Origin of the sequence: Streptomyces sp. SP18BB07, assembly GCF_036322545.1 — a bacterium.
Lineage (GTDB): Bacteria > Actinomycetota > Actinomycetes > Streptomycetales > Streptomycetaceae > Streptomyces > Streptomyces deccanensis.
Map to the genome: position 1 here is coordinate 102,483 of NZ_JAQYWT010000354.1, position 13,147 is coordinate 115,629.

A 13,147-nucleotide genomic window follows, 5' to 3' on the forward strand; every position below is an offset into this window, starting at 1 on the left:
CGCCCCCTGAAAGGCCCTGTCTGTGGCAGGCGAGACCGTCATCACCGTCGTCGGCAACCTGGTCGACGACCCCGAACTCCGCTTCACCCCGTCCGGCGCCGCAGTCGCCAAGTTCCGCGTCGCCTCGACCCCTCGCACCTTCGACCGCCAGACCAACGAATGGAAGGACGGCGAGAGCCTGTTCCTCACCTGCGCGGTGTGGCGCCAGGCGGCCGAGAACGTCGCCGAGTCCCTGACCCGCGGCATGCGTGTGATCGTGCAAGGGCGCCTCAAGCAGCGGTCGTACGAGGACCGCGAGGGCGTCAAGCGCACCGTGTACGAGCTGGACGTCGAAGAGGTCGGCGTGAGCCTGCGCAATGCCACCGCGAAGGTCACCAAGACCGGGGGCGGGGCGCAACGCTCGGCCGTCACAGCGCAGGGCCGTCCCGTCGCAGACGACCCGTGGGCGGGGCGAGAGCCGCCGTTCTGATGGACCTCACGCAGCACTGAGGGGGCCCCGGACGAGAATCCGGGGCCCCCGTAGGTGTTTCAGGGTCCGACCGTCCAAGCCGAAGCCAGGATGAGCAGATCGTCCTGGCCGTGGCCGTTCTGGTGGGCCTCACTGTCCGCAGACGGTACCTCCGGCTCCTGCGCCGGTGTGTCCTCGGCAGGCGGCGGCACCTCCACCGGGGGGTTCGCCGGCTCGGTCGTCTCAGGAGCGTCCGGCGTCGTCTCCACCGGGTCGGCCGGTGCGGGCTCCGGGGTCTCTGGAGTCGTCGGAGCCGGTTCCTCGGCCGTCGGTTCCTCGGTCGCCGGCGTACTTGGCTCCTCCTCCACCGGGGCCTCGGCGGCAGGGGGATCGCTCGGCGTCGGCTGAGCAGGGGTCGGTTCGCTCGGCTCCGCAGGGGTGTTCGTGTCCGGTGCCGGGACGGTCGTGGGGGGATGCGTCGGCCTCGGCGCCGGCACGACGGGCACCGGCTCGTTCTCCCGGGGCACCACCGGCACCGGCTTGCTACCGGTACCGATGACCACCGGCGGCTTCGGCTCGATGCCCGCCGCGAGCGCCACGATGTCGTCCCCCGCGGGAGTTGAGTGGGCCGCCTCCGTGTCCAACCCCAGGACCATCCGGGCCGCCACCGTGACAGGCCCGTCCGTGGCCGCGGACGCGGGGGTCGCGATGATTCGGTTGACCTGCTGGGGGCCCAGCCCCAGCGTGCCCAGGGTCAGAGCGGCCAACCGCGGAGGAAGAGGCTTGGCACTCCCCAACGGGGTCGGGGCGACCTTGGCGTCCTGGTCCAGGAGATCGCCGTACTCCTTGATGCGCTCGGGGTCCGTGCCCCACAGCACATACCGGCCGTGCACCTGCAGATTCGGGTACAGCTCCTTCGTGCCGTCCTGCCGCGCCCAGGTATCGACGTACCCCACGTCGTAGAAGATCCGCAGGCCAACCCGCTCGCTGCCGTACGAGAACGTGAAAATCGTCGAGTCCGGACCGGTCGCGGCCTTCGTCGACATCACCATGCCGTCGGCGTCGGTGCACTCCGCCTCAAGGGGATTGGTGGGGTTGCAGTCGATGTTCCCGGCCCCGGCGAAGTGCGAGAAATTCGGCTCCTCGAAAGGTGCCAGGCTCTCTGGGAGGTCACCCGGGCTGGACGCGGTGTCGAGTGCGCTCGCCGTGGCGTCGCTGGACGTGGTGTCGGCGACGGTCGTGTACCTGCCCAAGGCCCAGCTTGCCGCCAGGGCAGGCACGAGCGCCGCGACGACGACGGCCCGGTGCCGCCACTTGCGCCGCCCAAGCTCCGTGTCCTCCCTTTCCGGCGGGTCGGCCGGCCGCTCGATGCTGGGGGCAGGCAGCTCGGTCAGGCCGAGCAGTTCGTCGAAGTCCGGGAACTCAGGGCACTGCTCACGCACCAGGTTCTCGGCAGCCTCCAGCGTGATGTGCGGGAGGACGTTGCGCACGTGCCGCACGGCGGTGCTGAACGCCTGCGGCCTCAAGAACAGCGTGGTCTTGCCTTTGTGCTTGATGACGGCGCCGTCGAGGGGGAAGTCACCGACCTCGATGGCGATCTTGTCGAGAGGCGGCGTGCTCAACTCTGGTGGTCCTTCGACCGGGCTCTGAGTATGTCGGCGTACATGCGCGTCGCCTCGTCGAGGCGATCGGGCGTGACCGGCTCCAGGTCGGAGATGACGAGCTGTCCACCGCCGGGAAGTTCGATCTCCTGGCGGTGCAGTTCGGTCTCCTCCAGACCGTCGCTGCTGCCGGCGTCGTCGCGGGTCTCGAGCGGGTTCAAGGTCCGCTCGAAAGCCTTGAGGAACGCATCATGCGTGGCCTTGATCCGGGCCGGGTTGCGGGCGTGCCCGGGGGCCAGGGCGCCCGCGGTCGCGAGGAGCCGCCGGGTTTCCGCATCGTGGGGCACCGGGCCGCCCTCGAGGGCGCGCTCCAGGCGCTCAGATCCATCAGAGCGTCGAAACATGCTGCGCCCTCTCACGTGTCTCCACCCGAACTCCGACAACATTTCCTCTACCCACGGCGATGGTCAGTAGCTCTTCCACCAGAGCGGCGGAGGAGTCCCCCTCCGGAAGTACCTGGGCCAGTCTGCGCAGAGACCGTAGCGTCAGAGTCCGCACGGCGCCCTCCGTCTTGCCCATAATGTGAGCAGTATCCGCCGGAGTGCAGCCGTCGAAGAAGCGCAGCCGCAGGCAACGCCGCTGGTCGGGCTTGAGCTTGCCCATGTGAGCGGCAACCGCTTCGGCGAGCTGCCGGCGCTCGGCGTGCTGGTGCGGGGTTAGGCCCGGTCTCGGCCGGTCGAGCTGCGTGTGGTCGGCGTGCAGGACTTCAGTGGGACGCCGCTGGACGGCGCGGAGGTGGTCGATGGCGGTGTTGCGCGTGATGGTCATGAGCCAGGCCATCAGGTTCGTGCCGGGCCGGTAGGTCCCCACCTTCTGAGCCACCTTGAGCCAGACCTCTTGAGCCAAATCCTCTGCGGTGTGTGGGTCGCGAACGTACTGGCGGACCCAGCCGAAGACGGTTCCGTTGAGTCGTGCGTAGAAGGCACTCATGGCCGCCGGGGCGTCTGCCCCGCCGGCGGCCGCGCGTGCGATGAGCTGGTCAACCGTTTCGGTGTCGGTCACGGCTTGGTGTCCCCCCATGTGCCGGTGATGCGCCATCGACGTGCGACGGACGTACCAGCAATCCGACTGGGATTCGAGGAGGATCGTCTTCCGCTGTGGCGCAAAGGCAGCATAACCGGCCACCTTTTGCGAGTCACTGGCTGATTGAGGGTTGGTCCATTCTCATCGCTGTACTGTAATCTCGCCGTTCTGCAGACGCGCCCGGGAGAGCACCCGGGGGCGGCTGGGCCCGAATGAAGGAGCAATCCGAGATGAGCACACGCACGCCGACCGCGGCCGCCGCGGGAATCGACGCGATCCTGATGGGGATTCCCTACGGTGAGTGGGTCCCGATGCCGGAGGTTGCCGTGCTCCTGCGCGAGGCGGAGCTGCCCAGGGAGCTGCTGACCGCGGTGGTACGCAAGGGCCGGCGCCGTGGTGTCCTCCGGACGCGCCCCACGCCCGAAGTGACCTATGTGAAGCGGGTCCACGACGAGCCGAAACGGTCGTAGCGAACGACTCCCTTGATCTTCTTGATAACGGGCCAGGGCGCCCCTCCCCCCCCTTGCCAGCCATGCCGCCCAAGGCCCGTGCTGCGCGCGTAGACAGCATCTAGAAGAAGGGGGTGCCCTGGCCCGTTATCAAAAGCCCTTCGTGGGGGTAGTAGCGTGACTTTTCCCGCCGTTCCGTTGTGGGTAGGAGCCACCCCGTGTCTGACTCGTTCGCCACGACGTACGCCCCGCTCGTCGAGCAGATCCGCGCGGCCCGGGAGCAACGCGACGAGCGTGCCGAGCGCTTGGCCCTCGAGGTCCTGCTCAAGGCCTATGAACGGCTCGGGAACCGAGAGTTCGGCACCGTCGAGGAACAGAACGCCTACATCGTCGCTCGACACCTGGGCGTCCTGCCCGAGGTCCTGCAGGACCTCGGGCTGAGTCCCGAGGACGTGCCGATGCCCGGCCGGCAGCGCCGCGCTCCCCCAGGCCAGGCCGGCAAGGGAACGGCGCTCATCGCCGAGCGCTTCGCACACATCGGCCCGGCCGACGAGCAGCCGGCGGCCCGGTTCACGGTCGCCGACCGTCCCGAGGACAACATGCGGTACCAGGGCCGACTCCTGCCGTACGCGGTCATCGACACCCGCGACGGGTTGCCGATCGCCTGGTACTGGGACCGCGACTGGGCCGAGACCACCGCGGACACCGCCAGCCGTCTGCGCAGCACCGACTGACCGCCCGCCCCGGAGCCTTCCGAGGCGGGCGAAGTTGCTTTGACTCGCTGTCACCACGCTGATTGGGGTACCCGCGAGCACTGCAAGCACAGCTCCCCCTCGGCCTCCACCGGGCGGCCGCAGAGCCCGCTGTCCCCGGGGCACTCGTGGCGCCGCAGAAGCGCGTGGCCTCCCTCGGTGAACTGTCGGGGGGTGGGCGTCGGCTCGTCCTCCCATGTCCGGCGCGGGCCGGGCAGCGGCGAATCCAGGGCGTCGCTCAGCCGCTTGGCGATGATCGCGCTCACGTCCTTGCGCAGCGGCACTGGGAGCGGCCGCGTCAGCAGCTCCCACAGGACTTCGTCTTTCCAGCCGCGGGCGAACAGGATGTCGACGACGGCCCCCTGATCCCGCAGTGGCTTGCCAGTGATGCGCAGCTTCGGGTGTGCCTCGCCGAGTGTTGTCAGGAACCGCACTCCTTCGGTCAGGGGAATCTCTTGCTGGGGGGACTTCTTGCCGTCCGTCCTTCCCTCCATCGAGGGGGGCTCCGTGGCACCTACGGATGGAAGGACGGTTCCTTGAGGTTTCTCTGGTGGGTGGCTGAGGTTTAGGGGCTCAACCTGACCCGAGGTCGGGCTCAACTTGGGGGGGACGTCGGGTTCAACTTGACCGGGGGTCGGGCTCATCTTGAGCTGAGGGTCGGGCTCAACTTGATCCCTCAGCAGGTCAGGGGAGGTTCCGGGGTTGTCCACAGGGTCGGGCTCATCTTGAGCCATCACCTGGTCAGCGTCCTGTCCGGTCCCCTTCGGGGCTTTCCGCTTCTTCTGTGGCAGGGGTGCGTCGGCGTCGAAGGTGATCCGCTCGATGACGTTGTCGTCGTAGTCCGTCGGCCTGCGCTTCATGGCTGCCAGGAGTTCGAGGTTCACGCGGGTGAGGTTGGTGATCGGCTCGCCGGTCTTCGGGTCGAGGCGCCGCTGAGAGGCGATCAGCTTCTTCTCGACGAGCTTCTTCTTGACGCGCTTGACCGTGGCCGGGGACGTTCCGCAGTCGTCGGCGAGGCGCTGCTGGCCGGGCCAGCAGTACCCGTGATCGTCGGTCCGGTTGCAGTAGGCGATCATGAGCAGCTTCTCGGGTCCGTCCAGCCCTTCGGCCTCAAGCACCATCGCGATGTGCTTGATGGTCACGCCTGGTTCCCAATCACGCGGTACACCGTCGGCGCGGTAGCGCCGGTCGCGGTGTGGGAGGCAGTACGCTCGATCAGCCCCAGCTTGGCGAGGCGGTCCAGCACGCGCGCGATGGTCGCGACGGACACGTTCGCGGCCTCGGCGAGTCGGCCGGCGGTCGGGAAGGCGACACCGTCCGGTCCGGCGAAGTCGCCGAGCTGGACCAGGACCAGGCGCTCGACGGGGCGAAGGTCGGCGCGGGCGTTGAGCGCCGCGCGGATCTGGGTAGTGCTCATGTGGACTCTCTCTGTCTGTTCAGAGAGCAGGAACTGCGCATCGCGAATATCACAGGTGGGCGCGGAAACGAGTGGCCCGCGCCGAGCAGCCTGTATGCTCGCTGCCAAAGCAGTCCCTACCCCCTTTGGCGAGGACCGGGTAGGAAGTCGGGGCGTCGACCGGGCCAGGTTGGCGCCCCTTCTGCATGTCTGCCGCTACTTTCGTGTTGGCGATCACACCTTACACCTGCGTCATCCCAACGGTAGGATGGATGTCATGACGACACCCCAGACACCCGCCCGGAGCAAGGTCAGCGTCACGCTGCCCCAGGACCTTGAGCAGCGCGCTAAGGCCGCAGGCGGCAAGAACTTCTCCGCCTACGTGGAACAGGCGCTTGAGGAAAAGCTCCTGGCTGACTCGATGTTGGAGTACCGGCGACTTCGCCAGGGCGACTCTCTCGACGACGTGTACGAGGCGATCGAGGCCGACCTCGAGGACGCCGCGTGATCGACATTCAGCGGGGGGCGGTGTGGCGTGTCCCCACCGTGGGCCGGGAACGAACCGTCCTGGTCATCGAGAACAACGCCGTGATCCGGCTGCACCCCGGCGGCATCCTGTGCGCCATCGTCCAAGAGGCGGAGGACGCTCGGGACACCCTCGTCACTGTGCCCATCACGGAGCCGGTCAACGGTGTCGTCATGGCCCCCGACATCGCAGCCTTCCGGGAACAGCGCTTCGAGCAGGGGAAGCTTCTCGGCTACATCTCCAGCGAGGACATGGAACGCGTCGAGCGTGCGGTCCGCGCTGTTCTCGACCTGTAGGTCGAGCCTCTTTCGCGCCCCCACCGGGGTTCCGGCTGGGGGCGTTGCTGCGTTCACGCTGCGACCGAGGCCCAGGTGACCCGGCCGCCCTGGTAGCCGTCGTACTGCCCCACCACGGAGGCGAGACGGTGCACCACATACAGGCCCGGCTCTGTCTCCGGATCGGGCAGCGGGCCGAGCATGTCCCCCACGGACACGGTGACGTGCAAGCCGTCGAACGCGACACGGCCCACCAGATCGATGCCTGCCTTATGGCGGGCGGTGACGTCCACCAGCTCGGCGAGCACTGCTTGCGCCGCCGCGCATGCCCTCTCCGCGCCCCATACGCCCTTGAGGAACCGGGGCAGGGACAGCCCGACCATTGCGCCGGCCCGCTCCATGGCCTCTGCGGGCGAGGCCTCGGGTCCGATGGTGAAGTCGATGGAACTCTCCACGCCGATCGAGAGGGGCGAGGCACCCCCATCCGGGAACAGGGCTGAGCGCGGGGGCCAGTTGTGCGGTGCAGCATCGGAGAGCGTCACGGTAGTCCGTTCGGTCTGGGACTCGTTCTCGAATACTAGTTCGAAAGCGCGTGCGTGTGCAGAACTTAGGTCGGCGGAACCAGCGGTGTGGTTGCGCGCAGGCGATCAGGTGGGGGGAGGGGTGGCATCAGGGTCTCTTCCTTGGATCGATTCGTGGCAGGGCGAGGTATGCGGCGGTAGTCCTTGCTCGCTCCGTATGGGGCGTTTGATTCCCATTTGTTGGGGACGGGACGAGGGCCGGGGGCGAGGGTGACGAGCATTGCCGTTGCTGTCGCGCATCGCGGCGGCGTTCGGTTCTTACTCGGCCCGGGTCTCGCTGCCGGGCCTGCCCGGCGAGAGTGAGCGTGGAATTTCCCACAGAACTCCCGGGTTTGTCATCGGACATTGCAAATGGGATGCATGCTCGCCCCCTCTCGCGCTCGCGTTACGCAAGGCGTGTTGCCGAGGTTGCACTGTGTTATATCGCGACGTCAAGCCGTAAAAGGCAGTGCACAGCATTCCGTGACCTGACTCCTCAGTAAGCGATTTCTGTAATCGTCTCGTTATGTAGCGCGTACAACCTTTTGGCGTGCGTGATCGAAACGTTTCCTACTGACGCGTAAACACGTGTCACCATCGCCCTGGTCTGCGCATACGCCCTATACGTTTCCTTTACATTTGACGTGCTCGGCAACTAAGCCTGACCTTGGTTGTTCGAGCAGTCGAAAAGCGAGCCTGTGAAACCGATCGGAAATCACTTGACAGCCACTGACATAAACAACTCAAGTCCCAACGCAATTATGCCAGTTGCGCCAACCGTGAAGATCCAAGTCCAGTATTACGACTCCGTCGACGGCATGAACTTCGTCTGGAAGAACGCCGACTTCATCGAGCCGGTCAAGGCGCTGGTCCGCTCCGAGAGCGAGTTGGCGATCGTGATAGCCACCTACGCCCCGAAGGTCGCCGTGCGGATGGAGAGCCGGTCCTACCCGTGCTTCCGGATCGTCGTCCACTGCCTCACCACCGGCTACGCAGTCGGCCAGTGGATGTGGGAACGGCAGCAGGTAGCGGAGGTGCTCCGCTTCTTGCCGGCGGAGGACCCGTGGTTCACCTGGGATGACCGCCTGCGGCTGGAGAAGCTGACGGAGAGGATGAGGGCCGGTCTGGCCGAGGAGGGAGCTGGCACTCAAGCGGTCTGACGCCCCGCCGCCACGGCTGATGGCGGCGGAACGTCGACGCTGCGTCGCACGATAGCGAGGAATCGCATGCCCACGTACCGCCGGTTACATATCTCACGGTTAGCGCAGCACGAGGCCCCCGGCTCCCGGTAGCTCCGGAAGCGGGGGCCTTTGCGCTGCGGCGAGGCACCGACCACCAGCTGGCCGGGGACAGGCGAGCACAACCCCGTACGAGTGACCTGCCAGGCTCTATCACGTACGGATCCGCATACCGATACGGGCTCGCTGCCCGAAACGGGGCGACGGTCTGACTATCGTCCCTCCCATGACAGAAACCACCGCGGCGCCCACGATCGGGGCCCAACCGTCCGGCGGCGCGCAGCCGGACGACAAGGAAACGGAACAGGAGCGACGGGAACGCGTCCGCGCGATCCTCGAGCAGCACCACCCCGACATGTGCCGCGTCGTCGCCATGTGCAACCAGAAGGGCGGCGTCGGCAAGACGACGACGACCATCAACCTCGGCGGCTCCCTCGCCGAGCACGGCCGCCGAGTCCTCCTCCTCGACGGCGACCCCCAGTGCAACCTGACCGAGGGCTTCCGCGTCAAGCCACCCGGCCCCAACGACCTGACCCAGGCACAGGTGGTCATCGACGCCCTCGACCCCGTCCCGCTCATCCACGAGACGAAGGTCCCCGGGCTCTACCTCCTCCCGGCGAGCCTCGACATGGCCGGCCTCTCCAGCGACCTCCGCGACACGGGGACCGGCCTGACGCTGTATCGCGTCATGATCGACAAGCTGCGCGAGTTCTTCGACGACATCCTGGTCGACCAGCGCCCCGCGCTGGACCTGGACACGGACTCGCAGCTCGCCGGGTCGGATGCCGCGATCATCATGACCGACGTCGACGAGTGGGCCATGAAGGGGCTCACCCGGCAGCTCGGCCAGCACTCGAAGGTCATGGCACGTGTCCAGCGAGACGACTTCGAGGTTCTGGGCCTGGTCATAGGGCGCGTCCAGAAGCCCATGGGGCACTTCGACGCCGCGGTCTACAAGCACCTGCAGAACCACAAGCGGGTGCGCTGCCTCGGCGAGGTACCCGTCCGTGCGGCAGACCTCAAGGAGGCTCGGAACAAGGGGCTGCCCGTCACCCACTACAAGAAGACGGCACGCTCCGACACCGCCGGCTTCTTCCGCACGATCGCCGAGAACGCAGGACTGGTGAAGGCCGCATGAGCGAAAAATTCGACCTCGGGTGGGGCGACGAGGACGAGCCGCAGGAGACCGCGAACACCCTCACCGCCGTCGACACCGGCCGGGACGAGAAGCACCAGCAGACTCAGGCCACGCTCATCGCCGAGCACGTCGCGGCCGCGGTGGAAGAGGTCCGGCCCGGCCTGGACAAAATCCCCGACCCCGTCGAGCCCGCCGGGGAGGGCGAGCTCACCCCCGAAGAGGAAGAGCGCCTTGCGCTCTGCGACCAGGGCATTGAGCTTCACAAGACCGCGTGGTTCATGGCAGGCAAGTCCCTCGACACCATGGCCACCGGCCGACTCTTCCGCCGGACACCCCACAAGCTCGAGCCCGAGCGCTTCTACGCGACGATCGAGGAGTGGGCTCTGGTCGAGAAGGGCATCAGCGTCTCCAAGTGCAACCAGTACCGGGCCGCGTGGCCGGTCGGCGAAGTCCTCATGGCGCGCGGATACGACACGAACCCGGGCCAGGTCCGCGAACTCGTCCCCGTGAAGAACGCGTACGGCCTCAACGCCGCGGTGGCCGTCTACGTCCTGGTCGCTGACACCTGGGGGAAGGACAACGTCACCGCCAAACGCCTGGAGGAGACCCGCAAGCTCATGCCGGGCGACCTCAAGCTCGAGGACGACGAGGACCCCGACACCCTCGCCAAGACAATCAAGGGCGTGCTCCTCGGGGAGCTGCCGGCGTCACCCGCTCCCGCAATCCCGCCCGCAGTGACACAGGCCGTGGACCGGCGGGCCGTCGACCTGGCCAACGCCTTCAACCGTTCGCGGATCCCTCGCTCAGAGGTACAGCTCCGCCTCCTGGAGGCCTTCGCCGACCCGAAGGACACCACGGTCTACGACGCCGTCCTCGAACGAATGCAGAAGGCAGAGCAGGCAGCCAAGAAGGCCGCGCGGAAGGCCCTCAAGTAGCGCCCCTGCGCCCGACACACACGAAGGCCCGGCCAAATGTGGTGGCCGGGCCTTCGCGTGTGGACCTCACAGGCAGCATAGGGCAGTTCGCCGGCTGAGGATCGGCCGATCGGCCACCGGTTGTCGGCCCGTCCTGCTACGGTTTAACCACCTCGCCCCGCAAGGGACGGGGGAACCCGCGCGTGGGCTTCATCAGCCCTTTGAGGGATGGCGATGCCGATACGCGCACACGCGGGTTGGCTCCGCATCAGCGGAGATGGATCGCAACGACATGAGACACGAGCTTGCGAGCGCTGCAATAGCAGCGGTGCCCCAGGGACGTATGAACGGTCCGCAAGGCAAGCAAGTTGGCGCCGCAGTAGCGGCGGTGGATCGCAAGGTGGCCCCGGACTTCGGTCCGGGGCCACCGCGCGTTACGGGGGCGGTCGGCTCACACCGCGGCGGCCTCGGCCCGCTCCACCTGGGATTGACTCCGCCGCCACTCCCTGCACCCGGTACCCCGGCAGGCCGGCCGCGGAGACTGACCCCGCGGATTACCGCGGTAGCCGCTCGGTGTGCCGCACGCCGGATCGGTCTGGCCCAGCACGCACAGGGACCATGCGGCCTCGTCGATCTCCTCGGCGAACGCCGCGTCCCAGGTCGCCCGACCGTAGACCTGCCCCACGGTCACGCCGACCTCGGCCGCGGCCTCGGCCACGGGCGTGGCGTCCACGACCAGGGCGACGAGCCGGGCCCGCTCCTCCGCGGGGAAGGCCTCGTCGGCGAGTGCCCGCTTCCGTTCCTGGCTGTCGGCACTGTGCGCCCGTACACAGGCCGGACACCGGCAACCGACTCGGTACAGCGTCGACGGCGCGTATCGCTCATGGTCGTACTGCACCCGGATCGGGCGCGCGGCCAGGCGCAGCAACTGCTTCCCCGTCCAGGTGTAGGCGCGGCCGCCGCGGCGGTGGGGCTTCATGCGACTGCCGGGGAGCCAGCCGTAGCGGGCCATCCCTGACACGCTGGAGGGGGCGAGCTCCATCAGCTCGGCGAGCTGCCGGAGTGTGTAGACCTTCGCGGCGTCGATCCGCTCTGCGTACTCGGCCAGGGGGTGAGGCTGAGCAGGGGTACGAGACACCTTCCATCCCTTCGACTTGACCCCGCAGGTGCGGGGAGCGCGCCCGAGCGGCCTCATAGCGAGGTACCGGGGCTATCCCCGCACTGCGGGGAGCAGGAAGCCTGTCTGTAGGCACGTGAATGGGCACCACGGTACGGACGAGTTTTGGTACCACCCTCGAACCGGTGGTCGACCGTTCACCCCGGCCCCTGGCGGCCTCTTCTCGCTGGCTGCGCCTGTGCGCCGGCCCTCCACCGGCCCGACGGTCGAACGGCTGTTGGAGCCAAAAGAACCTGGTGCGCTGGTACCCGAACTCGTGCTTACAGACAGGAAGCCGCACCGTGGCCGTGGCAGGCTCACGGTGGGACACCCCCGCGTCGGCGGGGAAAGCTCTCGACCGATCAGCCGAAGAGGTTCAGCGACTGGGTCACCCCCGCTGCTGCGGGGAGCAATGAGGCCACAATAACCAACTGCCCGCACGTCGACGAGCGGTTCAGCGGGAGCAGGCCGTGCAGCGCGGCTCCGCGCGGCCTGCGTTGTCTCCTCGCTCTACTGCTTTTCGGCCTTCTCCTGTTCCATGACCTTGTGCGCCTCCATGTCGGCCGGTTCCAGCTCGACGGAGACCCCGCCGGGGCCCTCCCGCTCTGGCAGCCAGTCCACGGACGTCACCGTGAACTTCCCCTCCCCCCACCACAGTGACTCGCCCTGCCGGGGAACGGCGGGAAGCTGAACGGTCCAGTCCATGTGGGGGAAGTGCAGCATCATCGTGATCATCGTCGGGCCTCTCGGATGGTGTGTCAGCGGTGGTACTGGGAGGGATCATGTTGCCGGGCGGCACCGACGCCGCCCGGCCGATCACGCGATTTCTGCGGCAGGCTCCTCGGTCACCGGGCCGTGCTCGGCGACGAGGACACGCCACCGGATCCAGCTCGACCCAGTGCACGTCCAACGGGTCTTGCCACGCGTCCAGATGCGGCCGGTCCGATCTCGGACAGCCCACACCTGGGCCGGGGCCTGGAACGAGCCGGGCCCGTCGGGGCGCCAGGTGCGGGCACTCACGGGGAACTCCGATCGGTGGAGGGGCCGGTAGGTGTGGAACGTCGCACCCTCGCGGGCTGTGTCAGAACAGGCCGGGTTGACCGGCGTCCTCGAGCGCCTGGCGCTGCTCGTTGGCCTTCTGCTCCCGGAGCAGTCTCCTGAGCGGGGCCTGCCGGGCTTCCCGGGCCGCCGTGCGGGCCTGCAGCTCCGCGGACGTCGCCCACCGCACCAACACCTCGTGGTCGGCCACGGCGGGCGCCTCGGCGATGACCGTGCACCGGATGTGCCGCTCCTCCAGACGGCCACTGATCTCCGCCAGAGTCCGGAGCCAGTTCGGGCCGTACGCGCCGGCCACGACGACCAGGGCGTCGCCCTCGCCGCGGTGCTGCCGCACGGAGAAGCCGTCGGTCTCGTGACCGTCGGGGCCAGCCTGCTGCGCGGCAATGTCGAGGCCGAGGTCGACGAGGCCGCCTTCGACGAGGTGGCGGCGGATCGTGTGGGAGCGGGTGACACGGGACATGGTGCGTTCCTTCGTTCGGGGCGGGGCCGGTGCTCTCCGGCTCCGAGGAGGGGCGAGGAAGCCGCCCACGACGCCGCTCCCGGATCTGGGGC

Annotated in this window: 17 protein-coding genes; 8 read left to right on the top strand and 9 right to left on the bottom strand. The window is 68.1% G+C overall.

Annotated elements, in window-relative coordinates:
• Window positions 1-22: 22 nt before the first annotated feature.
• Window positions 23-469 (top strand): single-stranded DNA-binding protein, encoded by a 447-nt coding sequence (locus PUR53_RS36300; protein WP_329911129.1) that lies wholly within the window; start codon window positions 23-25, stop codon window positions 467-469.
• Between the two features lie 59 nt (window positions 470-528).
• On the opposite strand, the gene PUR53_RS36305 is transcribed toward PUR53_RS36300, so the two are convergent.
• Genes PUR53_RS36305 through PUR53_RS36315 form a run of 3 tightly spaced genes read right to left on the bottom strand, consistent with a single transcriptional unit; the run spans window position 529 to window position 3,111 of the window.
• Entirely contained in the window at window positions 529-2,070 is a 1,542-nt protein-coding gene (locus PUR53_RS36305; protein WP_329911131.1) for a hypothetical protein, read from the bottom strand.
• The gene (locus PUR53_RS36310; protein WP_329911132.1) at window positions 2,067-2,396 is read right to left on the bottom strand and encodes a hypothetical protein; all 330 of its coding nucleotides are present in this window, start codon (window positions 2,394-2,396) and stop codon (window positions 2,067-2,069) included. Before PUR53_RS36310 ends, PUR53_RS36305 begins: the two co-directional genes overlap by 4 nt.
• 40 nt (window positions 2,397-2,436) lie before the next feature.
• Window positions 2,437-3,111 (bottom strand): RNA polymerase sigma factor, encoded by a 675-nt coding sequence (locus tag PUR53_RS36315; protein WP_329911134.1) that lies wholly within the window; start codon window positions 3,109-3,111, stop codon window positions 2,437-2,439.
• Between the two features lie 251 nt (window positions 3,112-3,362).
• Between PUR53_RS36315 and PUR53_RS36320 the strand changes: the two genes are divergently transcribed.
• Both PUR53_RS36320 and PUR53_RS36325 read left to right on the top strand, forming a co-directional pair.
• Window positions 3,363-3,602 (top strand): hypothetical protein, encoded by a 240-nt coding sequence (locus tag PUR53_RS36320; RefSeq protein WP_329911135.1) that lies wholly within the window; start codon window positions 3,363-3,365, stop codon window positions 3,600-3,602.
• A gap of 197 nt (window positions 3,603-3,799) precedes the next feature.
• Complete coding sequence (locus tag PUR53_RS36325; RefSeq protein ID WP_329911136.1) at window positions 3,800-4,315, top strand: hypothetical protein; 516 nt, start codon at window positions 3,800-3,802, stop codon at window positions 4,313-4,315.
• Window positions 4,316-4,365: 50 nt separating this feature from the next.
• On the opposite strand, the gene PUR53_RS36330 is transcribed toward PUR53_RS36325, so the two are convergent.
• On the bottom strand, window positions 4,366-5,475 hold the full coding sequence (locus PUR53_RS36330) for a helix-turn-helix domain-containing protein (protein WP_329911137.1): 1,110 nt from the start codon (window positions 5,473-5,475) through the stop codon (window positions 4,366-4,368).
• Window positions 5,472-5,750, bottom strand: coding sequence for a helix-turn-helix domain-containing protein (locus PUR53_RS36335; RefSeq protein ID WP_329911138.1), 279 nt, complete (start codon window positions 5,748-5,750; stop codon window positions 5,472-5,474). The genes PUR53_RS36330 and PUR53_RS36335 overlap by 4 nt, the downstream gene beginning before the upstream one ends.
• Window positions 5,751-6,006: 256 nt before the next feature.
• Between PUR53_RS36335 and PUR53_RS36340 the strand changes: the two genes are divergently transcribed.
• Together PUR53_RS36340 and PUR53_RS36345 are read left to right on the top strand one after the other, a co-directional pair.
• A complete protein-coding gene (locus tag PUR53_RS36340) occupies window positions 6,007-6,237 on the top strand; it encodes a type II toxin-antitoxin system CcdA family antitoxin (protein WP_329911139.1) in 231 nt (76 codons plus the stop codon).
• Window positions 6,234-6,551: a type II toxin-antitoxin system PemK/MazF family toxin gene (locus tag PUR53_RS36345; protein ID WP_329911140.1), complete on the top strand. Its 318-nt coding sequence runs from the start codon at window positions 6,234-6,236 to the stop codon at window positions 6,549-6,551. Before PUR53_RS36340 ends, PUR53_RS36345 begins: the two co-directional genes overlap by 4 nt.
• Window positions 6,552-6,604: 53 nt before the next feature.
• On the opposite strand, the gene PUR53_RS36350 is transcribed toward PUR53_RS36345, so the two are convergent.
• On the bottom strand, window positions 6,605-6,985 hold the full coding sequence (locus tag PUR53_RS36350) for a hypothetical protein (protein ID WP_329911141.1): 381 nt from the start codon (window positions 6,983-6,985) through the stop codon (window positions 6,605-6,607).
• A gap of 884 nt (window positions 6,986-7,869) precedes the next feature.
• Between PUR53_RS36350 and PUR53_RS36355 the strand changes: the two genes are divergently transcribed.
• The 3 genes from PUR53_RS36355 (at window position 7,870) to PUR53_RS36365 (ending at window position 10,401) form a co-directional block, all read left to right on the top strand.
• A complete protein-coding gene (locus PUR53_RS36355) occupies window positions 7,870-8,250 on the top strand; it encodes a hypothetical protein (RefSeq protein ID WP_329911142.1) in 381 nt (126 codons plus the stop codon).
• 304 nt (window positions 8,251-8,554) lie between these two features.
• Complete coding sequence (locus tag PUR53_RS36360; RefSeq protein WP_329911144.1) at window positions 8,555-9,466, top strand: ParA family protein; 912 nt, start codon at window positions 8,555-8,557, stop codon at window positions 9,464-9,466.
• Window positions 9,463-10,401 carry a hypothetical protein gene (locus tag PUR53_RS36365; RefSeq protein WP_329911146.1) on the top strand — a complete coding sequence of 313 codons (939 nt, stop codon included), beginning with the start codon at window positions 9,463-9,465 and terminating at the stop codon, window positions 10,399-10,401. Before PUR53_RS36360 ends, PUR53_RS36365 begins: the two co-directional genes overlap by 4 nt.
• 430 nt (window positions 10,402-10,831) lie before the next feature.
• On the opposite strand, the gene PUR53_RS36370 is transcribed toward PUR53_RS36365, so the two are convergent.
• The 3 genes from PUR53_RS36370 to PUR53_RS36380 form a co-directional block, all read right to left on the bottom strand.
• Entirely contained in the window at window positions 10,832-11,518 is a 687-nt protein-coding gene (locus tag PUR53_RS36370; RefSeq protein ID WP_329911148.1) for a hypothetical protein, read from the bottom strand.
• Between the two features lie 528 nt (window positions 11,519-12,046).
• The gene (locus tag PUR53_RS36375) at window positions 12,047-12,262 is read right to left on the bottom strand and encodes a hypothetical protein (protein ID WP_329911150.1); all 216 of its coding nucleotides are present in this window, start codon (window positions 12,260-12,262) and stop codon (window positions 12,047-12,049) included.
• Window positions 12,263-12,617: 355 nt separating this feature from the next.
• Window positions 12,618-13,055, bottom strand: a complete 438-nt coding sequence (locus tag PUR53_RS36380; protein WP_329911151.1) for a hypothetical protein — start codon at window positions 13,053-13,055, stop codon at window positions 12,618-12,620.
• Window positions 13,056-13,147 lie beyond the last annotated feature (92 nt).

Bases quoted from the DNA above. Each gene is read 5' to 3' on its own strand.
- PUR53_RS36320 (WP_329911135.1), top strand. From the start codon at position 3,363: ATGAGCACACGCACGCCGACCGCGGCCGCCGCGGGAATCGACGCGATC.
- PUR53_RS36335 (WP_329911138.1), bottom strand. From the start codon at position 5,750: ATGAGCACTACCCAGATCCGCGCGGCGCTCAACGCCCGCGCCGACCTT.
- PUR53_RS36340 (WP_329911139.1), top strand. From the start codon at position 6,007: ATGACGACACCCCAGACACCCGCCCGGAGCAAGGTCAGCGTCACGCTG.
- PUR53_RS36360 (WP_329911144.1), top strand. From the start codon at position 8,555: ATGACAGAAACCACCGCGGCGCCCACGATCGGGGCCCAACCGTCCGGC.
- PUR53_RS36365 (WP_329911146.1), top strand. From the start codon at position 9,463: ATGAGCGAAAAATTCGACCTCGGGTGGGGCGACGAGGACGAGCCGCAG.
- PUR53_RS36375 (WP_329911150.1), bottom strand. From the start codon at position 12,262: ATGATGCTGCACTTCCCCCACATGGACTGGACCGTTCAGCTTCCCGCC.
- PUR53_RS36380 (WP_329911151.1), bottom strand. From the start codon at position 13,055: ATGTCCCGTGTCACCCGCTCCCACACGATCCGCCGCCACCTCGTCGAA.